The sequence below is a fragment of the Micromonospora sp. Llam0 genome, from assembly GCF_003751085.1.
Taxonomy (GTDB): domain Bacteria; phylum Actinomycetota; class Actinomycetes; order Mycobacteriales; family Micromonosporaceae; genus Micromonospora_E.
In genome coordinates, this window is sequence record NZ_RJJY01000002.1 from 2,086,206 (window position 1) to 2,107,694 (window position 21,489).

General features: G+C 72.0%; 23 protein-coding genes. 19 read left to right on the plus strand and 4 right to left on the minus strand.

The features are described from left to right. The first annotated feature begins 89 nt into the window (after nucleotides 1-89). Nucleotides 90-1,256 carry a DUF4192 domain-containing protein gene (locus EDC02_RS36740; protein WP_123606691.1) on the plus strand — a complete coding sequence of 389 codons (1,167 nt, stop codon included), beginning with the start codon at nucleotides 90-92 and terminating at the stop codon, nucleotides 1,254-1,256. A gap of 159 nt (nucleotides 1,257-1,415) precedes the next feature. Here the strand turns inward: EDC02_RS36740 and EDC02_RS36745 are convergent, their stop codons facing one another. Together EDC02_RS36745 and fdhD are read right to left on the minus strand one after the other, a co-directional pair. Beyond that, nucleotides 1,416-1,934, minus strand: coding sequence for a hypothetical protein (locus EDC02_RS36745; RefSeq protein WP_123606692.1), 519 nt, complete (start codon nucleotides 1,932-1,934; stop codon nucleotides 1,416-1,418). 666 nt (nucleotides 1,935-2,600) lie between these two features. Then, nucleotides 2,601-3,455: a formate dehydrogenase accessory sulfurtransferase FdhD gene (fdhD, locus tag EDC02_RS36750; protein WP_123606693.1), complete on the minus strand. Its 855-nt coding sequence runs from the start codon at nucleotides 3,453-3,455 to the stop codon at nucleotides 2,601-2,603. A 178-nt stretch (nucleotides 3,456-3,633) separates the two neighbouring features. On the opposite strand from fdhD, the gene EDC02_RS36755 reads away from it, so the two are divergent. From EDC02_RS36755 to EDC02_RS36770, 4 genes are all read left to right on the plus strand, one after another. Continuing rightward, nucleotides 3,634-3,816, plus strand: a complete 183-nt coding sequence (locus EDC02_RS36755) for a hypothetical protein (RefSeq protein WP_199758052.1) — start codon at nucleotides 3,634-3,636, stop codon at nucleotides 3,814-3,816. An 82-nt stretch (nucleotides 3,817-3,898) separates the two neighbouring features. Then, nucleotides 3,899-4,204: a type II toxin-antitoxin system VapC family toxin gene (locus tag EDC02_RS36760; protein WP_199758053.1), complete on the plus strand. Its 306-nt coding sequence runs from the start codon at nucleotides 3,899-3,901 to the stop codon at nucleotides 4,202-4,204. A gap of 129 nt (nucleotides 4,205-4,333) precedes the next feature. Further along, a complete protein-coding gene (locus EDC02_RS36765; protein ID WP_123606694.1) occupies nucleotides 4,334-5,641 on the plus strand; it encodes a helix-turn-helix transcriptional regulator in 1,308 nt (435 codons plus the stop codon). A 45-nt stretch (nucleotides 5,642-5,686) separates the two neighbouring features. Beyond that, nucleotides 5,687-6,055: a hypothetical protein gene (locus tag EDC02_RS36770; protein ID WP_123606695.1), complete on the plus strand. Its 369-nt coding sequence runs from the start codon at nucleotides 5,687-5,689 to the stop codon at nucleotides 6,053-6,055. Between the two features lie 18 nt (nucleotides 6,056-6,073). On the opposite strand, the gene EDC02_RS36775 is transcribed toward EDC02_RS36770, so the two are convergent. After that, nucleotides 6,074-6,898 (minus strand): A24 family peptidase, encoded by an 825-nt coding sequence (locus EDC02_RS36775; protein WP_123606696.1) that lies wholly within the window; start codon nucleotides 6,896-6,898, stop codon nucleotides 6,074-6,076. Nucleotides 6,899-7,517: 619 nt separating this feature from the next. Here EDC02_RS36775 and EDC02_RS36780 point away from each other — a divergent pair. The 12 genes from EDC02_RS36780 to EDC02_RS36835 are packed head-to-tail and all read left to right on the plus strand — an operon-like array spanning nucleotide 7,518 to nucleotide 16,958. Next, entirely contained in the window at nucleotides 7,518-8,045 is a 528-nt protein-coding gene (locus EDC02_RS36780; protein WP_123607440.1) for a hypothetical protein, read from the plus strand. Next, nucleotides 8,039-8,974, plus strand: coding sequence for a hypothetical protein (locus EDC02_RS36785; RefSeq protein ID WP_123606697.1), 936 nt, complete (start codon nucleotides 8,039-8,041; stop codon nucleotides 8,972-8,974). The genes EDC02_RS36780 and EDC02_RS36785 overlap by 7 nt, the downstream gene beginning before the upstream one ends. After that, nucleotides 8,971-9,624 (plus strand): SAF domain-containing protein, encoded by a 654-nt coding sequence (locus tag EDC02_RS36790; RefSeq protein ID WP_123606698.1) that lies wholly within the window; start codon nucleotides 8,971-8,973, stop codon nucleotides 9,622-9,624. Before EDC02_RS36785 ends, EDC02_RS36790 begins: the two co-directional genes overlap by 4 nt. A 3-nt stretch (nucleotides 9,625-9,627) precedes the next feature. Then, nucleotides 9,628-10,428, plus strand: a complete 801-nt coding sequence (locus EDC02_RS36795; protein WP_123606699.1) for a ParA family protein — start codon at nucleotides 9,628-9,630, stop codon at nucleotides 10,426-10,428. Next, a complete protein-coding gene (locus EDC02_RS36800; RefSeq protein WP_233606626.1) occupies nucleotides 10,418-12,235 on the plus strand; it encodes a CpaF family protein in 1,818 nt (605 codons plus the stop codon). Before EDC02_RS36795 ends, EDC02_RS36800 begins: the two co-directional genes overlap by 11 nt. A 2-nt stretch (nucleotides 12,236-12,237) precedes the next feature. Beyond that, on the plus strand, nucleotides 12,238-13,140 hold the full coding sequence (locus tag EDC02_RS36805; RefSeq protein ID WP_370461629.1) for a type II secretion system F family protein: 903 nt from the start codon (nucleotides 12,238-12,240) through the stop codon (nucleotides 13,138-13,140). Continuing rightward, entirely contained in the window at nucleotides 13,140-14,006 is an 867-nt protein-coding gene (locus EDC02_RS36810) for a type II secretion system F family protein (RefSeq protein ID WP_123607442.1), read from the plus strand. Before EDC02_RS36805 ends, EDC02_RS36810 begins: the two co-directional genes overlap by 1 nt. Before the next feature lie 57 nt (nucleotides 14,007-14,063). Then, complete coding sequence (locus EDC02_RS36815) at nucleotides 14,064-14,306, plus strand: hypothetical protein (RefSeq protein WP_123606701.1); 243 nt, start codon at nucleotides 14,064-14,066, stop codon at nucleotides 14,304-14,306. An 8-nt stretch (nucleotides 14,307-14,314) separates the two neighbouring features. Further along, nucleotides 14,315-14,800 carry a TadE/TadG family type IV pilus assembly protein gene (locus EDC02_RS36820; protein ID WP_123606702.1) on the plus strand — a complete coding sequence of 162 codons (486 nt, stop codon included), beginning with the start codon at nucleotides 14,315-14,317 and terminating at the stop codon, nucleotides 14,798-14,800. 2 nt (nucleotides 14,801-14,802) lie between these two features. Further along, the gene (locus EDC02_RS36825) at nucleotides 14,803-15,276 is read left to right on the plus strand and encodes a TadE/TadG family type IV pilus assembly protein (RefSeq protein ID WP_123606703.1); all 474 of its coding nucleotides are present in this window, start codon (nucleotides 14,803-14,805) and stop codon (nucleotides 15,274-15,276) included. Further along, nucleotides 15,273-15,743 (plus strand): pilus assembly protein TadG-related protein, encoded by a 471-nt coding sequence (locus EDC02_RS36830; RefSeq protein WP_123606704.1) that lies wholly within the window; start codon nucleotides 15,273-15,275, stop codon nucleotides 15,741-15,743. The genes EDC02_RS36825 and EDC02_RS36830 overlap by 4 nt, the downstream gene beginning before the upstream one ends. A 30-nt stretch (nucleotides 15,744-15,773) precedes the next feature. Continuing rightward, a complete protein-coding gene (locus tag EDC02_RS36835; RefSeq protein WP_123606705.1) occupies nucleotides 15,774-16,958 on the plus strand; it encodes a LysM peptidoglycan-binding domain-containing protein in 1,185 nt (394 codons plus the stop codon). Nucleotides 16,959-17,008: 50 nt separating this feature from the next. Here EDC02_RS36835 and EDC02_RS36840 read toward each other — a convergent pair whose 3' ends face one another. Continuing rightward, complete coding sequence (locus EDC02_RS36840) at nucleotides 17,009-18,559, minus strand: class I adenylate-forming enzyme family protein (RefSeq protein WP_123606706.1); 1,551 nt, start codon at nucleotides 18,557-18,559, stop codon at nucleotides 17,009-17,011. A 338-nt stretch (nucleotides 18,560-18,897) separates the two neighbouring features. Between EDC02_RS36840 and EDC02_RS36845 the strand changes: the two genes are divergently transcribed. Then, entirely contained in the window at nucleotides 18,898-20,016 is a 1,119-nt protein-coding gene (locus EDC02_RS36845; protein ID WP_123606707.1) for an alpha-hydroxy acid oxidase, read from the plus strand. Then, nucleotides 20,013-21,452 carry a cytochrome P450 gene (locus EDC02_RS36850; RefSeq protein ID WP_233606627.1) on the plus strand — a complete coding sequence of 480 codons (1,440 nt, stop codon included), beginning with the start codon at nucleotides 20,013-20,015 and terminating at the stop codon, nucleotides 21,450-21,452. The genes EDC02_RS36845 and EDC02_RS36850 overlap by 4 nt, the downstream gene beginning before the upstream one ends. Nucleotides 21,453-21,489: the final 37 nt, after the last annotated feature.

Here is a 21,489-nt window from a genome sequence, read left to right on the forward strand (position 1 = left end):
CTGCGTGCCTGTGGATAACCCGGCGTGTCGTCCACAGGTCGGGTCGGGACGGCCACGACCGGTCACCGTCCGGCGCGACAGTTTCCGGCATGACACCTACCGAACCGGTACCCACCCCCGATTCCGTTCCCGACCCGGCTGCTGACCCGGCTGCCGGGACGGCCCAGGGCGCCGCGCTCACCGTCCGCGAGCCCGCCGACCTGATCGCCGCCGTGCCCTACCTGATCGGCTTCCACCCCGCCGACAGCGTGGTGGTGGTCGGGATGCGTGACCACACGGTCGTCATCGCCGCCCGCGCCGACCTGCCCGACGACACGGTCCCGGCCGAGGTCCGGGCGGCGGCGACCGCCCAGCTGACCTCTATCGTCGATCGCCAGCAGGTCAGCGCCGCCGTCGTGCTCGGCTACGGTCCGGCCGACACCGTCGACCCGGTCCTGCGGGACACCACCGAGGCGCTGCGCCGGCAGGGCACCGTGCTGCTCGACGCGCTGCGGGTGGCCGACGGGCGCTACTGGTCCTCCTTCTGTGACGACCCGACCTGCTGCCCGCCGGAGGGCCACCGTTTCGACGCTCAGATCAACCCGGTCGCGGTCGCGGCCACCGTCGCCGGGCAGGTCGCCCTGCCCGACCGGGCCGCGCTGCGCCGCCAGGTGGAACCGGTCACCGGCCCGGCCCGGGTGGCGATGCGGGCCGCCACCGAGCGTGCCCGGACCCGCCGCTCCGCGCTGGTCGACCACGCCCCGCCGGCCGACCTGCTCGGTGCCCGCACCCTGCGCCGGGCCGGGGAGAAGACGGTACGGATGCTGCTGGAGCGGCAGGGTCGGGGCATCGCCCCGACCGACGACGACATCGCCTGGCTCAGCCTGCTGCTGACCGACCTGGAGGTGCGCGACTACGCCTGGGAGCGGGTCACCGACGAGCTGTGGCAGGTCACCTTCTGGCAGGACGTCGCCCGCCGGGCCGAGCCGGAGCTGGCCGCCGGGCCGGCCAGCCTGCTCTCCTTCGCCGCCTGGCGGGCCGGCAACGGGGCCCTGGCCCGGGTCGCCCTCGACCGGGCGCTCGACGCCGAGCCCGGCTACTCGATGGCCAAACTGATGGACGACGTGTTGGTTCGCGGCATCCCGCCGGCGGCGCTGGGTCCATGGCCCAAGCCGGACCGCAGCGGGCGTAAGGGCCGGTCGGACACCCGCCCGCGCCGTCGACCCGACGGCGAGCGGCTCGACCGGGCCCGCCCCGCCGGCCGACGCCGCCCGTGACGCCAACCCAGCGGGCGGTGCCGCAGGACAGACCCCGGGACGAAACCCGGGGTCTGTCCTGCGGCGCAGCCGGTCAGGACGTGGGCTGCCCTGACCCGGGGGGTCTGGTCCGGCTTCCCGGGCTCTGGTGCAGCGGTGCGGGCTGGCCGGGGGCGGTGGTCACCTGCTGACCGCAGACCGAGCAGCTACCTCTTGGCGCCATGCACGGACTCCTTCCGGAATCTGGTAGTCCGGGTACGGGTCTTCCTGCGGTTCGCCGGCGATGCCGCCCGGTCCGGTGGTCGCGGTCGCCCGCAGGAAGACGGCGCTGCCGTCCCGGCAGGTGATCTTCAACCCGGAAGGGGACATGTGCACCCCGGCGGAGGCGCACGGCTCCCACGAGGTGAACTCCTCGGGTCGGGCGAAGTCCAGCAGTCGTACGGCGAACGCGAGCGTGCGACGCGCCCGCTCGCGAGGTGCGGGCATCTCGGCCGGCAACGACGCCGGTGCCGGTGCGGGTTTGCCGACGGCCGTCCACAGCATCCCGGTTGACCCCGTCGAGTAGTAGACCCGTACCCCGGCCGGCGAGTTGCCGCCGGGCTCGGTGTCCTGCCCGTACCGACGGACGTCGGTGATGTCCGGGTGCCTGCTGGTCTGGAACAGTGCTTCGAGCACGTTCAAGACTTCGGCGACCTGCATGTCCCCGTCTCCGATCTGAGGCTGTCTGCGCTGTTCAGGGCCGAGCATAGACAGGGCTGGGATCTTGTGGGGGAACCCGGCGCGCGCTACGAACCCGCGCCGCTGTCCACACGGTCGCCGTACGCCCAGCCGGCCTTGCTCAGGCTGTGCACAGCACCTCGCCAACACTGAACCCCGGCAACTCGCAGCGGCGGGTCATTCTCGGCCCGGGTTGTCCCGCTGGGGGCACTCGGCGGCCCGGGCACCCCGTGCTGCGCCGGCCCGACTCAGGTCATGGCGGTCAGGCACGCGGTCCTCGACGTACTTGGGAACGTGCCGGCCAGCTCGGCGCTCCGCCAGCCTGCCGCCAGCGCCGCGTCATATGACAACCCGTCAACGGCCAGCATGATTACCCCATGTCGCGCCCGGGACAGTTCGTCGAGGACGACATCGGGTACGTCCGCCAGTGAGGTGTACGGAGCCGACGACACAGATCCTCTGCTCCCGGCTTCTCCTCTGCTCCCGGCTTCGCGGATCGCTGACGCCACGAGTTGAAGGTGAGATACCTTTCAGCCGACAGGAAAGGTATCTCACCTTCAACTGATCATGGTGATCCCGGCATCGTGAGTGTCGGGGTGCGCCGGTCAGGGTGTGAGCCGTGCCGGATGACCTGAGACCCGCCCGGGTTCAGTCGGTGAGGCGGTCGGCGCCCGCGTAGATGTTCATCGTCGATCCGCGCAGGAACCCGACCAGGGTCATCCCCGCCTCCTCGGCGAGGGCGACCGCCAGACTGCTCGGGGCGGAGATCGCCGCGAGCACCGGGATGCCCGCCATCCACGCCTTCTGGGTGAGCTCGAAGCTGGCCCGCCCGGAGACCAGCAGCAGATGACCGCGCAGCGGCAGCAGGTCCTCCCGGGCCGCCCAGCCGATCAGCTTGTCGACGGCGTTGTGCCGGCCGACGTCCTCGCGTACCGCCCGGAGCTGCCCGTCGACGGTGAACAGGCCGGCGGCGTGCAGCCCACCTGTGCGGTCGAAGCCCTGCTGGGCGGCGCGTAGCTGGTCCGGCAGGCCGACCAGGGTCTGCGGGCTGAACGTGGCTCGGTCGGCGGCCACGTCGAACCGGGACCGAGTGCGTACGGCATCGATGCTCGCCTTGCCGCACACCCCGCAGGAACTGGTGGTGTAGAAGTTGCGGGTCGGGTCGGTCTGCGGCGGAGGGACGTGGCCGGCGAGCGTCACGTCGACCACGTTGTACGTGTTCGGTGTGTCGGTGTCGGTGCCGGCGCACAGCTGGGCGGTCACCACGTCCTCGGCGGCCCCGATCACACCCTCGGTCAGCAGGAAACCGATCGCGAGGTCGATGTCGTTCCCCGGCGTACGCATGGTGACGGCCAGCGGAGCACGTCGCGCCGCGCCGGCCGGGCCGACCCGGATCTCCAGCGGCTCCTCCCCGGCGACGGTGTCCATCCGGCGGATCCGCCGGGTCGACCCACCGCCGGCCTCGATGCGCAGTACGGTGCGTCGCTCGTTCGTCCTGCCCATGCACCCATCCTGCCCCGGTTCCCAGGTGGCGAACCGGCCGGGAGGGCGGCGGCACTCGCCTCAGGCGCCGCCATATCGCTGCATGGTGTGCGTATGGCGGCGAAGAAGGTGACTGTGACCCCACCCCGAGGAACTGGTCGAGGCGCTCGGCGAGGCTGTCCGCGAGGATGGCGTCCCCTTGTCGAGGCTGGTGGCGAGCGCTGCGGAAAGCGAGCTCCGGCGGCGGGTCGGGCGGCGGTTGGTCGCCGACTGGCAGGCCGAGCACGGTGCGTTCACCGTAGAAGTGATCGCTGCGGCCCGCGCGAAGATGGCTGCCGCCGACGCCCAGGCACTCAGCGCGCCCGGTCGGGCGGCCGCGTGACCATCCCTTACGTCTACGACACGGGGTACTGCTGGCGATCGACGGCAATGACCGACGGATCTGGGCGATACACCATCTGGCCGTGGAGGAAGGGCGACGTGTGCTCGTCCCTTCCGTCGTGATCGGCCAGGCTTGGCGAGATACCCGCCGGCAGGTCCAGCTCGGACGGTTCCTGAGCAGCTGCGAAATCGTGCCAGTCGGTCTGGAGCTGGCCAAATCAGCCGGGGTGTTGTGCGGGAAGGCTGGTACCCGTGACGTGGTCGATGCCAGCGTGGTCACCATCGCGCTTGCCTGCGGCGCGATCGTCTTCACCAGCGACCCGGAGGACATCGCGCACCTGTCGGCTGCCTCGGACGTCAAGCCAGAGCTGGTCGTCCGCCGCCTCTGAAACCCGTCGGCACGACACGGGGCCCGAGTGCTTCCGAGGCATCTGTGACGCATCTGGGGCGACGGACGGCTCAGCCAAGCGCAGCCTCCCGTACGCTGGAACGGGAGTCCCAAAAGGGCGGAGGTGCCTGTGGCAGTCAAGCGCCGCCGGTTCGTCGAGCGTCGGAAGGCGCTCGGTTTCAGCCAGGAGACTCTCGCCGAGAAGATCGGCGTGGACCGTACGACGATCGCCCGACTCGAACACGGCGTCACCACCCCCTATCCGTATACGCGGTTGAAGCTGTGCAAGATCCTGGAGGTAACGGCAGAGCAGCTCGACCACTGGCTAATGGGTGGGGACGAGGACATGTCCCCTCCTGTTCCTACACCTCGACCAACCGCCGCCGGCCCGGGTCCGGTCCGGTCAGAGCCGACGGGTGTACTCGACGACATGCATCGCCGCGAACTTCTCCGCCTGATAAGCGTCGCGGGTGCCCTCACGGCGCTACCAACTGGAAACCACGGGGCGGCTCTGCTCCCGGCAACCCTGGCCCATGAGGCCGGTGACCTGGATCAATACGCAGAACTCAACGCCCACCTGTGGCAGGTCTTCGGGCTGACCAGGCCCAAGCGCCTCGTCTACCCATTGGTCCAGGAGCAGGCCGCCGTACTGGTCGACCGGCTCGACCGGGCACGTACGGGGGCCGAGCACCGCAGGCTGTGCGTGCTGGCATGCGACCTGTTCCAACTGGCGGGCGAGATCTTTTTCGACGCCGACCAGTACGCCGAGGCTGCACATTGTTACTCGTTGGCGGCGTCGGCGGGTCGTGAGTCGCGTTCCTACGACCGCTGGGCCTGCGCCTTGACCCGGCAGGCGTTCGTCAACCTGTACGACCAGCAGTACAGCCGGGCCGTGACCGTGCTCGACGCCGCAGCACGGATCGCCCAACGTGGCGATAGTCAACTGTCCACCCGCCATTGGGTCGCAGCTGTGCAGGCTCAGGCGTTCGCAGGACTGGGCGACCGGGAAGCTTGCGAACACGCCTTGGATACCGCTGAGCAGGTGCACGGTCTCAACGGCCCGGTCAGTCCTGGTGGCTGGCTGCGTTTCGATGGAAGCCGGATACGTGAGGAGCGAGGCGCCTGTCACCTTGCATTGGGGCAGGTCGATCTGGCCGAGCGTGCGCTGTTTGCGGCCAGCGACGGCACGATGTCGCCGCGTCGTCGGGGTGGCATCCTGGCCGATCTTGCTTTGCTGAGCGCTCAACGTACCGACATCGATCGGATGCTCCGGTACGGCAGCGAAGCTGTCGGCATCGCCGAGCAGACCCACTCCGTCGGTTACCTGGGCCGGAAGGTGCAGGGCTTCCAGCGCCAACTCACGCCGGCCCTGTTGGCTGATGCTCAGGTCGCACAGCTGAACGACCGGATAACCGGCCTGCTGACGGCTGCAGCCTGACGGCGAGATGATCTGATGACGAGACGAGAGGAATCAGGGCCGATCATGACCGACGAGCCGGGTCGCTACTTCCGTGAGGCGTGGACAGCCGGGGTGCTCCGGCATTATCCGGGCGAGCCGAAGCCCGGTTACGTCGCCCCGTGGGAGGCCACCCCCGAATGGGAGCGACAGGCCGCTTCGGCCGTGTTCGGCCAGATTCACGACTTCGTGCAGGTCAGTTCCGGTTGCACAGCAAAGCTGAGCCGGGAGCAGAAGGGGCGTTTTGTGGCGTTGTGCTGGATCGCCCAGATCTACAAGCACTTCGACGACCCGAAGCCGTCGTACGTGGCCGACTGGGACGCGTTGCCAGCCTGGCAGCAGGAGACCGACGCGGACATCTTCGAGCATGTCGAGCGGATCTGCATTTCGGCGTGAGTCGGGGTGAGGCTGTACTCAGCCCGCCGGCAGTCGACCGGCCAGCAGCACCCCGACGACGGCTCCGAGCACCAGGAACGGCCCGAACGGCAACTGCTGGGTCCACCGGATCCGCCGGGCGACCAGCAGGACCACCGCCACGCCGCCCGAGCCCACGAAGGCGACCAGCAGCCCGAGCAGCACCATCGGCCAACCGAACCAGCCGAGCACCGCGCCGACGCTGAGCGCCAGTTTGGCGTCACCCAGCCCGAACCCTCTGGCACCGAACACCAGGGTGGTGGCGGCGAACAGCGCCGCGACGCCCGTACCGGCGATGACGGCCCGCAGCCAGGCATCGGACGGCTCACCCAGCAGCACCGCCGCACCGAGCAGCGCCCAGGTCCCGGCGGCGGCCGGGTAGGTGAGCCGGTCCGGCAGCCGGTGCACCGCGAGGTCGACGAAGACCAGCGGCACCATCCAGGCCGCCCACCAGATCAGTGCCAGGAGGACCGGCCAGGGATGGCCGGCGGACACCAACGCTGCCAGCGCCGCGACGGCGACCACCTCGACGGCGAACGGCGGCGGGCCGACCCGGGCACCGCAGCCGCCGCATCTGGCCAGTGGGGACAGCGACGCCATGGGGGGCAGCGACCCCGCCGGGCCGGCCGCGCCGAGCGGCGTGCCGCACCGTGGACAGCCGGTCCGCCACGGTTCGCCGGGTGCCACCGAGTGGACGGCGGCAGCCCGGCGCAGCAAGGGCAGCACCAGCAGTACGCGGAGCAGCTTGCCGGCCTGACCGGGCCGTCGCCCGGCAGGGGCCGGTGTCGACCCGGTCCCGATCGGGCGCTCGTTGCCGGTGATCATCCCTGCGCCCTCTCCCGGCACCCGCTACGCCGATCACGTTCCGTGTTTTCATGATCGCTTACTTTTGGTGTCGGCCGGCCTGGTGGTACCCGGTCGACCGACTCCGGCTCGCACCGTGGTCGGTCTGCCGGTCGACGATGGCTGGGTCGACCGTCGACTTCCAAATGGGACAGAATCCGGCCCATGCTGGCAATTCGCGATGACGACTGTCGGTTTTCGATCACCACTGCCCACTTGACAGACGTACTCGGAGGCGTCTTACGGCGGTGGTCGGAATGACCGAGCATCGCACCACCCTTCGCCGGTACCGGACTCGAAGATCGTAACCCTGAGTATTGTTCTGAATTGCCCCTGTTGCTGTCGCGGGCGTCAGCCTATGCTCCCCCCTTGAGCGATGCACTACTGCCGGGAAACATCCGACCGACCGGCGGAAATGCGTCGGTCGACACCTGGCCGGACCAGCCGGAGGCAGCACTGGATCATTCCAGCGGACGGTACGACAACACCCCAACACATCGATGTTGGTAATAGTGCTTGTCGCCCTGCGCCACCCTGGCCGGCCCGGCGGGCACCGAGGAGGACGGACGTGAGGCCAAGTCAGCGCCCCTGGCCAGCAGTGATGCTGGCTGTGTCGGTGCTTGCGGCTGCCGTGCTCACCGGCTGCGCCAGCGAGCAGTCCGCAACCTTGCCGCCACTGCGCGCACCGGCGGCGACCGACGACCCGGCGGCCGCCGAAGCCGCCGAAGCCGCCCTCGCCGCGTACAACGGGTACCTCGCCGCCGCCGAGAAGGCCGAACACGCGGCCGACCCCCACCACCCCGAGTTGAAGAAGTATCTGGCGGATCCGCTCTTGGCGCAGGTCCGGCTGAGCATTCGAGACGCGAAGGAGCATGGCGCGATGCGGACCGGCTCGCTAATCTCCGAACCGACGGTGACCGAGGTGAATCTGGATTCGGTCCCCGTCACCGTGGTGATCCAGGACTGCCTGGACGCCACGAATTACCGGATGGTCTACGCCGATGACACCGACACGGTCGTTCCCGGCACCGAGGTGAGTCGTTACCTGGCCACCGCCACCGCGACCCGCTACGACGACGGTCGCTGGCTGATCAGCGGCGGCTTCTCGCATCGGGACCAGCCATGCTGACCGGGGTCGCTGCCACCAACCGTCGCCGGTTCGCCGGGCTGGTCTTCGTCGCCCTGCTGACCGCTGCCGGGCTGACCGCCGCTGGGCCGGCTGCCGCCCAGTCATCCGGCGGCGGCTGCGCGGTCACCCAACCCGAATGCGACGGCTGGGTCGAGGGGCCGGGCAACCCCGGCGGCCCCGGTCACGACGGCGGTGGCGGACCCGGCGACGGCGGCGGTGGGGACGGCGGAGCCGAGCCCTGCTACCGCGACGGCGTCGAGCTGCCCTGCTACGACAACGTCCTCGGCTGGTTCAACCGGGAGAACGGGTGCTACTACATGCGGGCCGAGCCGCAGCCGCCGGACGCTGAGCCCGGCCAAACCGCGTACCAACGCAGCTGCGTCGCCGGTCTGGTCAACCGGTACACGGTGTGGCTCACTGACCCGCCGCCAGGCTATGGGGCGCCGCCGGACCCGTACGAGCTGCGCCGCCGCGCGTACGCCCGGATCCAATTCGAGAAGCCGGTCATCCACACCGCGCCCGACCCGGACAAGCCCGGCCTGGTCGGTCTGCCGGTCTGGGTGTGGTCCGAGGAGTCCAACGCCGTCTGGGGACCGCTTGATGAGGACGAGGCGGACCGCGACGTCAGCGTCCGGGTCGTGGCCGAAGTCGACGAGATCACCTTCAACATGGGCAACGGCGACAGCTTCAGCTGCGAACGGGACGAGGTCTTCGACGCGTACGACCCGGCGGCCGACAACCCCTGGAACCCCGGCTGCGGCTACGACAACGGCTACCCGACGCCGGGCAGCTACCGGATCGTCGCCACGGTCGACTGGAAGGTCTCCTGGACTTTCAACGGGGTCGAGCAGGGCGTCTTTGCGAACCAGCAGATGACGAGCGACCCCATCGAGATCGAGATCGACGAGCTTCAGGTGGTACGGCGATGACCGTGGCGACGACTCGTACCGGCCAGGGCGGCGTCGACGCCCCGGTCACCCCGCCGAAGATCGTCCGGCAGCGACGGGTCCGGCCCGGCCTGCTCGGGCTGGCGGTGCTGCTGATCGCCCTCGGCGGGCTCGGGTCCGCCTTCGCGGTCACCTCGGTCCGGTCCACCGGCTCCTACCTGGCGGTCGCCCGGGACGTGTCGGTCGGTACGGTGCTGTCCGCCGACGACCTGGTGACCGTGCAGGTGGCCGGTGGGCAGGCGATCAAGCCGGTGCCGGCCAGCCAGCTCGACCAGGTCGTCGGGTTGCGGGCCGCGGTCGCCCTGGTGCCCGGCAGTCTGCTCACCCCGGCGCAGCTGACCAACGAGCCGATGATCGGGCCGGACCAGCAGCAGATCGCCATCGGGCTGCGGGCCGACCAGGTGCCGGCCCGGCAGCTGAACCCCGGCGACAAACTGATCCTCGTCGGCACCCCGACGCGTAACGCCAGTGAGAACGCGGTCACCAGGTTCGACGCGACCGTGATCGACGTGGCCGCCGACGACCGCAGCGGGGCCATCGCCTACCTGGCACTGGCCTCGCGGGACGTGCCGGCGGTGGTGGTGCTCGCCGCCGAGGACCGGATCGCGGTCGTGCTGGCCCCGGCGGCCTGACGGATGGCCATCGTCGCGCTCGTCTCCGCCAAGGGTTCCCCCGGCGTCACCACCAGCGCGCTCGCCTGCACGCTGTCCTGGCACCACCGGGTGGTGCTCGCCGAGTGCGATCCGGCCGGTGGGACGTTGCTGGCCGGCTACCTCGGCGGCGCCCTGTCGGGCCCGCGGGGGATCGGGGAACTGGCGGTCAGCGAGTTGCGCGACGGCAACCTGGAGGAGGCCTTCTGGAGCCAGCTGGTCGACCTGGACGCCCCCCACCGGGAGCGGCTGCTGCTGCCCGGCGTGGTCGACCCGACGCAGATCGGCAGCGTCACTCCGCTGTGGCAACGGTTCGCCGACTTCTTCGTCGGCCTCGAACGCGGCCGACCACCGTACGACGTGATCGTCGACTGTGGCCGTCTCTACGTCGCTAATCCACCGTGGCCGATCCTGCGGGCGGCGACGATCGTCCTGGTGGTGGCCGCCGCGCACCTGCCCGACCTGTCCAGCGCCCGCGCAGCGGTGACCACGATCGAGCGGGACTTCGCCGAGCACCGGGTGCCGCCCGGCTCACTGCGGCTGCTGCTGGTCGGTGACGGCCACAGCCGAGCCGAGATCAGCAAGGCCCTGCAGTTGCCGGTGATCTCCCGGTTGCCGGCCGACCCCCGTACCGCCGAGGTGCTCAGCCACGGCGGCACCGTCAAGCTCAACCGGCCGCTGCTGCGGGCGGCCGGCGCGTTGGAGGTCCCGGTCCGTTCGCTGATCGAGCGGCGCCAGGCCCGGCTGCGGTGGGCCACGCCGGAAGGGGTGCCGAATGCGATTTGAGCCAGTGCTGAGCGATCCCCGCGACGAGTCCGAAAACGGCACCGGCCGGCCGCAGCGGCCGGCCCGGGACCGGCCCGACCCGCTCACCTCGATCACCCCGCCGCTCGGTCCGAACGGCATCCCGGGCGAAGCCGCCCCGGGCGACGCCGTACCACCCGCCGCCACCCGGCACAGTGGCGTGCCACTGCGTCCCGCGCAGCACGGCCACAGCGCGCGGCACAGTTGGCCGCTGGTCGTCCCGGTCAGCGCAGCACCCGCCGCGCCGCCCACCGCCCGGCCCGCGGGCGCACCCCGGCCCGGCATCCAGCCCGGTGCAGTCCCGGCCACCCTGCCCCCGGTGACCCCGCCGCCGACCGTCCTGGCCCCGGCCAACACGCCGCCGGCCACCCCCGACACCACCGGCACCGGTGCGCTGGCCCGGCCGCGCACCGACTTCGCACTGGTCCGCGAGCTGCGCCGGGAGCTCAGCACCCGGCTCACCCGCTGGCAGCGGGGTCGCGAGTTCACCATCGACGAGGAGGACGTCGAGCGGGCGCGGCTCGCCGTCGCGGTCGTCGCCGAGTACGCCGACCAGGTCCGCCGGGCCGGCACCCCGCTCACCGCGTACGAGGAACGGGTGCTGCTCGACCAGGTCACCGCCGAACTCGTCGGGCTCGGCCGGCTGCAGACCCTGCTGGTCGACGACACCATCGAAGAAGTTCACATCCTCGGCTGCGACCAGGTGCGGATCACCCGCCGCAACGGGCAGGTCGACTGGCACGACCCGATCGCCGACAGCGACGACGAGCTGGTGGAGATCCTGCAGGCGGCCGCCCGGCGGGCCGGGGCCACCGAACGGTCGCTGTCCACCTCGAAGCCGACGCTGGACCTGCAACTGCCCGACGGCAGCCGGCTGGCCGCCGTCTACCTGGTCAGCCACCGCCCGTACGCGGTGATCCGCAAGCACAACACCCTGGACATCAGCCTCGACGACGTGGCCGGCGGCCGGCCCGACCTGGACGAGATGATCGACGTGCTGGTCCGCGACTTCCTGCGTGCGTCGATGCGGGCCGGGCTGAACATCATGGTCGCCGGGCTGGCCGGGGCCGGCAAGACCACCATCATCCGGGCGCTGATGGACGAGATCCCGCCGGACGAGCCGTACGTGCTGCTGGAGGAGAGCCGCGAGCTGCTGCCGGCCCGGCGTACCGAACGGCACCGGGCGGTGATGAGCTTCGAAGCCCGCGAGGGCCACGGCGAACGCGGTTTCGACGGCCGCCCGGCCGGTGAGGTGAGCATCGCCGACCTGATCCCGGTCTCGCTGCGGATGGGCGTACTGCGGATCATCGTCGGTGAGGTCCGGTCCCGGGAGATCGTGCCGATGCTGCAGGCGATGACCACCAGCCGTGGCTCGATGTGCACCATCCACGCCCGTACCCCGTCCGGGGTCGGTGAGCGGATCGTCGAGCTGGCCCTGTCGCACGGCCGGGAGATGACCGTCGACCAGGCCCGCCGGATGGCCGGCAACGCCCTCGATCTGATCGTCTACGTCACCGTCGAGGACGAGACCGGCATCGGCGGACGTAAGCACCGGTTCGTCTCGCACGTCGAGGAGGTGATCGGGGTCGGTGAGGGCGGCCGGATCGCCACCACCACCGTCTTCGGCCCGGGCGCGGACGGCCGGGCGATCCCCCGGCATCTGCCGGAACGGATCCGGGAGCAGTTGCTGCGGGTCGGCTACGACGCCCGGATGCTGTCCCGCTACATCGAGGCCGGCGTCGGCGCCTGGCGACGGCCGCGGCACACCGTCCTGCGGGGGCACCGGTGAACCTGCCCGCCAACATCGAGGTGATCGCGGTCGTCGCCGGCGCCGCCTGCATCGGTGGCCTGGTCCTCGCCGTCGTCGCGCTGATCGGCACCAGCCGGCCACCTGGGCCGCCGTCGCGCGCCGGGCTGCTGGTGCGTCGGCTGTGGCTGGGCTCCGGCGCCAGCCGCCGTGAGCAGCGCCAGCATCAGGCGCTGCTGGTCGCCGCCGGGCTGGTCGGCGCGTTCGCCTTCCTGATCACCGGCCTGCCGGTGGCCGGCGTTCTGGTCGCCGTCGCCGTGCCGGGGGCACCGTGGCTGTTCAACGTCGGCAAGGCGGAGCGGCGGGCGATCGCCCGGATCGAGGCCGTCGGCGAGTGGACCCGCCGACTCAAGGATGTCTCCGGCACCGGCCAGGGCCTGCAGCAGGCGATCATCGGCACGGTCAGCACCGCCCCTGAGCAGATCAACCCGGAGGTACGGGACCTGGCGACCCGGTTGCAGGCCGGCTGGCTGGGCCGGACCGCTCTGCTGGCGTTCGCCGACGAGATCGGCGACCCGGTCTGCGACCAGGTGGTGGCGGCGCTGATCCTGCACCTCACCGACCGGGGTGAGCGGCTCGGTGACGTGCTGGGGTCGATCGCGAACGCGGCCGCCGCCGAGGTCGCCACCCGACGCGAGGTGGAGGCCAAACGCACCCAGCCCCGGTTCGCGGTGCGATTCCTGACCGTGATGACCCTGCTGGTCCTCGGGTACGGGCTGGTCAACCCGGACTACATGGCGCCGTACGGCACGCCGACCGGCCAACTGGTGATGGTCTCGCTGGGCGGCCTGTTCGTCGCGCTGCTCGTCTGGGTGCGGCAGATGAGCATCCCGCCCCGACCGGCCCGGTTCCTCGCCGCCCCGGACCCCGACGAGGTGCTGACATGATCCTGAACTGGCAGTTGACCGTCGCGGTGGTCAGTGGGGCGCTGGTCGGGCTCGGGTTGTTCCTGTTGCTGCGGGAGACCAGCCCGGCCACGCCGGCGCTCGGGCCGGCGCTGCGCCGACTGCACCACACCCAGGGCCGGCCGGGTGTGGTCGCCGCCGACGGCGATCTGGCCTGGATGACCGGTGTGGTCCGGTGGCTGCGGCCACCGCACAAGGAGCTCGCCCTGCTCGGGCGGACCCCGGAGCAGTACGCCCTGTCGCTGCTGCTGTCGGCGTTGATCGGGCTGGTCGCGCCGCCGGTGCTGGGCATGGCGCTCGGCGTGGTCGGCATCGACCTGCCGGTCGCCGTACCGGTGGCCGCCGGCCTGGTGCTGGCGGCGGCGGCCGCGCTGATCGCTCACCAGGACGTGCTGAGCAAGGCCCGGCAGGCCCGGCGGGAGTTCAGCCGGGCGGTCTGCACCTATCTGGACCTCGTCGCGTTGCAGCTGTCCGCGGCGCACGGGCCGGTGCAGGCGCTGGAACGGGCGGCGAAGGTGTGCGACGGCTGGGTCTTCGAACGGATCCGGGAGGCGCTGCGGCTGGCCCAGCTGCAGATGCATTCGCCCTGGGACGAGTTGCGGGACCTGTCCGACCAGATCGGCGTGCCGGAGCTCGGTGACGTCGGGTCGATCATGCAGTCGTCGGGCACCGAAGGCGCCCAGGTGCACGAGACGTTGCGCAGCCGCGCCGACTCGTTGCGCGACCAGATCAGGACCGACAACCTGGCCCGGGCGGAGGCGGTCACCGGCCGGCTCGACATCCCGGGCGCCTTCCTGGTCTTTGTCCTGATCGGATTCGTCCTCTATCCCTTCCTGGCCCGGATCTGACCGCCCGGATCTGACCGCCCGGCGACCGCCGGACAGACCCCCGAAAGGACACTCACCATGCAGATATTCACCCGCCTCTACCTAGCGGTGGCCGGCCGACTCGCCGAGCTGCGCGCCGCCGACGAACGGGACCGGGGGGACAGCCCGGTCCCCACAGCAGTGATCATCGTCGGGCTGGCGCTCGTCGCGATCGCCGTCCTCGCCTGGGCGTCGAACCTGGCGTTCGACTTCATGAACGCCAACCCGGACCCGACCAGCGACCTGCCGGACTCGGGCAACTTCCCGGGTGGCGGCGATTGATCGGCGACATGCGTCGACTGCTGGCCGGCCGGGCGGGCCGGACCACCCCCACCCCGGTGGTCCGGCCCGCCCCCACCCCGGTGGTCCAGCATGCCCGGGACCGGGGCGCGGCCCCGGTCGAGTTGGCCATCCTGCTGCCGGCGATCCTGCTGCTGCTGTTCGCGTCGATCCAGGTCGCCGCGCTGTTCCTGGCCCGTACCGTGGCGTTGAGCGCCGCCCAGCAGGCGGTCACCGCCGAACGCGGCTACGACGCGTTGGGCAGCGGCAACGCCGACACCGGGGTGGGTGCGCAGCGCGCCGCCGCGTTCCTCGCCGACGCCGGCGACTGGCTCGACCCGGACCCGCTGCCGGAGCCGTCGGTCGACCCGGACGGGCGGTACGTGTCGTACACCGTCAGCGGTAAGGCACTGTCGCTGGTGCCGGGCGTGACGTTCACCGTCAGCGAGACCGCGAACGGCGAGATCGAGCGGTTCGAGCAGGTCGCGGGAGGCTGATCGTGCGGCGACGCCATGCGGGCTCCGACCGGGGCCGTGACCGGGGCTCCGTCTCGGTGGAGGTGGCCATCCTCACCCCGGCGTTCCTGCTGCTGGTCGTCGTCGCCTGGGTGACCGGGCGGACGGTGCTGGCCCGCAACGCCCTGGACGCGGCGGCGCACGACGCCGCCCGCGCCGCCTCCATCTCCCGGTCCGTAACCGAGGCGCAGACCAACGCCGAGTACGCCGCGCAGCAGCGCCTCGACTGGGAGGGCATTGCCTGCGCTGGGGAGCCGACCGCCGACTTCGCCCCGAACGGGGTGGACACCCTGACCAAGGCGTTCGCCACCGCGCCCGGCAGCACCACCGCGCTGATTCACGTACGGGTCAGCTGCACCGTCCAGTTCGGTGATCTGGGGCTGCCCTGGGTGGCGCAGGACCGGCTGCTCCGCGCCGATTTCCGATCCCCACTGGACCGCTACCGGGGGCGGGAATGAGCCGCCAGCGGCCGGGCGTCGACCGCCAGCAGCCTGGTGGAACCCGCGACGCGTACGGTCACCGCGACGCGGGGCGGGTCAGCGTCTTCCTCGCCGTGGCCTTCCTCGCCGTGGCCACCGTCCTCGGCATCACCGTGGACGCCGCCGGTAAGTACCGCACCAAGCAACGGGCGGACAACCTGGCCGCCGAGGCGGCCCGTACCGGCGGGCAGCAGATCGACATCGGTCTGGCGGTCAGCGGGGAGGGCCAGTTCATCGACGTCCCGGCGGCCACCGCCGCGGTCGACCACTACTTCGACGACCTGCCCGGGGTGACCGGGTACACGGTCGAGGTCGCTGCGGATCAGCAGCAGCTGACGGTGACCGTCGACATGACCTACGAGACCACCATGCTCAGCCTCTTCGGTTTCCCGTCGGGGATCCCGGTGACCGGGCAGGCCACCGCCGTGCTCCGGACCGACCCGTAGCGGAAGCTGACCCCTCGAGAGGAGCGGCACATGCGCGCGACCCGCGTTTCCCCCGTCCGGCGGCTCGGGCAGGTCCTCACCGGCCTGAGTGCGCTGATCATCCTGTTGATCCTGCTCGTCGGCGCGCCGGTCGCGCTGCTCGCGTTCGCCGGCAACCCGCTGCCCGACCACCTGCCCGGCGTCGACGAGATCGGCACCGCGCTGACCAGCCGCGACGACGGGCAGCTGTTCATCCGGGCGTTGGCGGTCGCCGGCTGGTTGGGTTGGGCGACGTTCCTGCTGTCGGTGCTGGTGGAGGTGCCGGCCCGACTGCGGCGGCGGCCGGCACCGAAACTGCCCGGCATGGGCCGGCAGCAGCGGGTTGCCGCCGCGCTGGTCGGATCGATCTCGCTGATCCTGGTGGCCGGTCCGGCGGCGGCGTACGCCGCACCGGGGCCGGTCGAGGCGACCTCGGCGGCGGTGGTGGGCACCGGGTTCGGCAGCGCCCCTGAGCTTGCCGCGCCCGCCGGCCAGCACTCGACGCCGAACCAGCTCGTCGGTGTCACCGGGCGGTCCGCCGCGCCGGCGCCGGCCGCCGTGGGCTCCCCTGCCCCGCTGGTCTCGCCGGCCGCGTTGCACACGCTCGCGGCGGCCCCCACCGGCCCGGGCGCCGACGGCACCGCGCCGACGGACCAGCCGGACGAGGCGGCGGAGCCGGCCGTGTACCGGGTCGCCAAGGGCGACTACCTCGGCCACATCGCCGACCGCTATCTCGGCGGGTTCAGTGACTACCAGGAGCTGGCCGACCTCAACGAGATCGGCGACCCGGACCGGATCCGGGCCGGACAGCTGCTGCGGTTGCCTGCCGAGGCGACGGACACCGGCGTCCGGCCGCACGCCACCGGCACAGTCGTCACCCCGGCGGTGACGCCCACCCCGTCGCAGCCGACGCCGGAGCAGCCGGCGGCTCCGCAGACCCCGCCGCCGGTCGACGTACCGTCGGACGCTGACCGCCCCGCCTGGCAGGTGGACAACGACGCCACCGGCAACCTCGGCGGCGGCGTCTCCGCCGGCCGGCCCGGGCCGGAGCAGAACCTGAACCGCCCCCTCGCGGTGACTGCGGTGATCACCGCGGCGAGCATCGTCGGCGCGCAGATCGGCACCATGCTCGGGCTGAAGCGGCGTACCGCCGGAACGTCCGGCGAGACCGGCCGGCACCGCCGCGACCAGGGCTGACCGGGGCTGACCCGAGCCGTACCGCCGCGACCGGGGCCGGCCCGGCTTGCTCAGTCGCCGGCCGGCCGGAGCTGCCGCTTGTCCGGCTTGCCGCTCGGCCCGACCGGCACCACGTCGATGAAGGTGACGGTACGGGGCCGGCTGGCCTGGCCGAGCCGGTCGGCCACCAGCTCACCCAGCTCGGTCGGGTCCGGCCGCTCGGCGGTGGTCGGCACGACGAAGGCGTGCACGGCCTCCCCGCTCTGCTCGTCGGGCATCCCGACCACGTACGCCTCGGCCACGCCGGGATGGCTGGCCAGGACCCGCTCGATCGGGCCGGCGTACCGGACGTCGGCGTGCACGATGATCACGTCCCGGATCCGGCCGAGCAGGTACAGGTAGCCGTCGGCGTCGAAGCGGGCGAGATCGCGGGTCCGTACCCAGCCGTCGATGAACACGTCCGCCGTCTCGGCCGGGTCGCCCCAGTAGCCGGCGGCCTGGCCGGGGCTACGGACGAACAGCTCGCCCTCACCTCCGTCCGGCACCGGGTTGCCGGAACCGTCCCGGATCTGCGTCTGCACCATCTCGGCGGGCCGGCCGACGCTGGCCAGCCGGGCCGGTGCCCCGGCCGTCTCGGCCGGGGTCAGAATCGAGATCAGGCCCGCTTCGGTCTGGCCGTACCCGTTGTAGACGATCGGCCCCAGCACCGCCTCGGCCTGCGCCAGCCGGCCGGGCTCCAGCGGTGACCCGGAGACCAGCAGGGCACGCAACGAACCGAGGTCGACCGGGTCGGTGCGCTGGCCGGTGACCAGCTGGTGCAGTCGGGGCACGGCGGCCACGCTGGCGGTCGCCCGCAGCCGGGTGATCGCCGAAGGCAGGAACGGCTCCGGCCCGCCGGTGGGTTCGGCGATCACGGCGGTACCACCGGCGGCCAGGGTCAGCACGGTGTACTCCATCATCACCTGGCTGCTCAGCGATCCGAAGACCAGGAAGCGGTCCAGCTTCGTGGCCAGGTCGCGGATCGCCGCCGGCCACCGGTCGGGGTACGCCGCCCATCCCGCGCCGAGCCCGGCGTACGTCTCGACGCAGCCTTTCGGGTCGCCGGTGCTGCCACTGGTGTAGACGATCCGCCCGGCGTCCGCCGGACGACCGGCGCAGTCCAGTGCGGTCGCCGACGGCGGCCCGGCGAGCAGGTCGCCGACGGCGAGCAGGTCGAGTTCGTCGGCTGCGCCCCGCAGCTCGTCGGTCGCCGTCGACCGGTCGACCACCACCGCCCGGTTGGCCGGCGTGGTAGCGGTACCGCCACCGGTGAGGACGTGACGCAACTGCTTGGGGGTCAGACCGCCGCGCACCCCGCAGACCCGGGCGCCGACCACCTGGGCGGCGATCATGGCGGCGAATGCCTCCGGCGAGACGCCGAGCGTCATCGCCACCCCGTCGCCCGGCCCGATTCCCGCCGCCCGCAGACCGGTGCTGATCCGCCCGACGGCGTCCAGCAGCTCGGCGCCGGTGACCTCGCGCGCGCCGTGCTCGAACACCGTCCGGTCGGCGGCGGCTGCCAGCAGGTCCAGGATCTGCCGCGGGTACGCCTGGGGCGGGGTGCCCGGCTCAGTTGCTGGCATGGTCGACGAACTCCTTGATGGACACGGCCGGCATGGGGCGATGCTAGCGGTTCGGATTCAGAAATTACTCAGACCGGGATCCGGGTACGGGGAGCCGGATCCCGGGCTGCGGCACCAGAGCCGGACGGCCGGCTGAGACCGTTCTGAGAATCCGTGGCTACGGTCAGGGAGGTGATCAGCCAAACGGCGACCAGGATCGATATCTTCGATCTGACTGGCTCCTTGCATCCGGCCAACCTACGGCGCGTGGCTGTCGCAGTGCACATCGAGGTCACTGCGGCGATACGCGGCCGGGTGCAGGGTCACCGCCCGTCCCGTCGCCCGGCCACCGTACGCCGATGAACGGGTACGCCCTGGCCGGCGGCCCTGCCCCGGTGAACCTGGCCGATCTGCGGGCGGCGGCCGGTCGCCGGCTCGACCCGGCACACGACGACTTCTTCGCTGGCGGTGCCGGCGACGAACGGACGGTACGGGACAACGAGGCCGCCTTCGACGCCTACCGCGTACTGCCTCGGGTGCTGCGCGGTGCCGGCGACCGCGACCTGCGCACGCAACTGCTCGGTGAGACGCTGGCGATGCCGGTGCTGGTGGCGCCGACGGCGTTCCACCGGCTCGCCCATCCGGACGGTGAGGTGGGCTCTGCCCGCGCGACTGCGGCGGCCGGCACCCTCATGGTGGTGAGCATGGCCGCCACCACACCGGTGGAGAAGATCGCAGCCGCAGCGGCGACGCCCCGGCCATCGGCGACCAGCGGTCCGGGTCGGCCGCCGAAGCTGTGGTTCCAGCTCTACCCGCAGCCGGACCTGGCGTTCACCGAGTCGCTGATCCGGCGCGCCGAGGCCGCCGGCTGCGGTGCCCTGGTGGTCACCGTCGACTCGCCGGTCTTCGGCCGGCGCGAACGGGATCTGCGCAACGGCTTCCTCGACCTGCCGGACGGGTTGTGCTGCGAGAACATGCGCGATCCGGAGACCGGAAAGGTCCGGTCGATCACGATGGACGCCGGGCTGGACTGGCGGCGGATCGAGTGGCTGCGGGCAACGACCCTACTGCCCATCGTCCTCAAAGGAATTCTGCATCCCGCCGACGCCGCGCTGGCGGTCGAACACGGCGCCGACGCGGTGCTGGTGTCGAACCACGGCGGTCGGCAGCTCGACGGCGTACCGGCCAGCCTCGACGCACTGCCCGCCATCGTCGACGCGGTGGCGGGTCGCCTGCCGGTGCTGCTCGACGGCGGGGTGCGGCGCGGCACCGACGTACTCACCGCGCTGGCGTTGGGTGCCACCGCCGTCGGCGTCGGCCGGCCGGTCCTGTGGGGTCTGGCCGCCGCCGGTGAAGCCGGCGTGCGGCAGGTGCTGGAGCTGCTGCGGGCCGACCTGGACCGGACGTTGGCGCTGGCCGGGGCCGCCCGCCCGGCTGAGGTCACCGCCGACCTGATCACCCCGGCGGTACGGCGGTGACCGGGCTCGCCGTACCAGTGCTGCTGGCCGTCGTGGCGGCGGTGGTGCTGTGGACGCTGCCCAGGTGGCTGCCGCCGGCGGTGATCGGCCTGCGGCAGTGGGTGTTCGCCCGGGTCAACGGCACCGAGGGGATCCCGGTGCCCGGCCCGCTGGTCGGCGCGGAACACTTCGAGAAGGTGTACGCGAACCCGGCGGCGGACGGCCGCAGCCGTGGTGCCGGGCTGTCCGACCTGTTCTGGTACTGGCTGGCCCCGGGCCCGCACATGCACCAGGAGCACCTGGAACCGGGTGAGCGGTACCTTGCGGTCGCCCGGACCACCCGGCGGGTGCTGGCCGTGCCGCAGCAACGGTCGGCGGAGCTGGCCGCTGCCGCCGCCCGCCGACAGCTGGACCAGCTGCCGGCCGGCCAGGTCAGCCGGGTGCGGCTGCGGGACATGATGCTGCCGGTCTGGGCCGAGGTCTACTACGAGTTGGTCTTCGGTGAGGCGTGCCCGCCGGACGCTCGGGCGTTGATCGTCGCGAACGCCGATGACGTGGTGACCGCGTTGAAGTGTTGCGGGTTGCGGCACATGGACCGGCGCGACCGGTTGACCCGCTACCTGCGGGCCCGGGTCGACGCGGGCACCGCCCCGGTCGTGTTGCCGGAGCCGTTCACCACGCAGGAGACCGCCTGGTGGCTGCAGGGTGCGTTCTTCAACACGGCGGTGGTGCAGATGTCCGAGGCGATGGCGCATCTGCTGCTGGCCATCGCCCAGCATCCGCCGACGCAGCTCGCGGTACGCCGGGCGTTGGACGGGCCGGCGGCCGACGCCGACCGGTTGCTGGACCGGGTGATCGACGAGACGTTGCGGGTGCATCCGCTGTTCGGCGTGGCGCACCGGATCACCTCGGCGCCGATCGAGGTGGACGCCGGCACCACGCTGCCCGCCGGTTCGGTGCTGCTGTTCAACTATCTCGCCTACCAGCGCACCGGACCGGCCGCCGATGACGAATTCGACCCGGACCGCTGGTTGCGGGTGTCCCGGCGGGAGGCGCATTTCGTGCCGTTCGGCGTCACCGCGAACCGGGCCTGTCCGGCGCGCGGCGTTGCGCCGGTGATGATGCGCGCCGTGACCCGTGAGGTGCTGCGTCGGTTCGCGCTGGCCTCCTCGGTACGTCACGACCGGTCGTTGCCGAGCCGGGGTCCGTGCTTCCTCATCCCGGCCGGGCCGGCGCCCGATGCCGGGCCGGCGCCCGATGCCGGGCCGGCGGCGGTCACGGCCGGGCCGGCGGCGGTTGGGGTTCCGGGGCGGCTGCGGATGTGGTTGATGCGCACCGGGGACCGGTGGGCCGATGTCTGGCGCAGCCTGGTCCAGCTGGTCTTCGGTAGCGTGATGGTGATCCACGCGCGACGGCTGCGACTGTGCGCGAACCACTTCGAGCACGCCGACCACTGACGCTGCCGCTGCCGCAGCCCGGCGCAGTTTGTCGTGC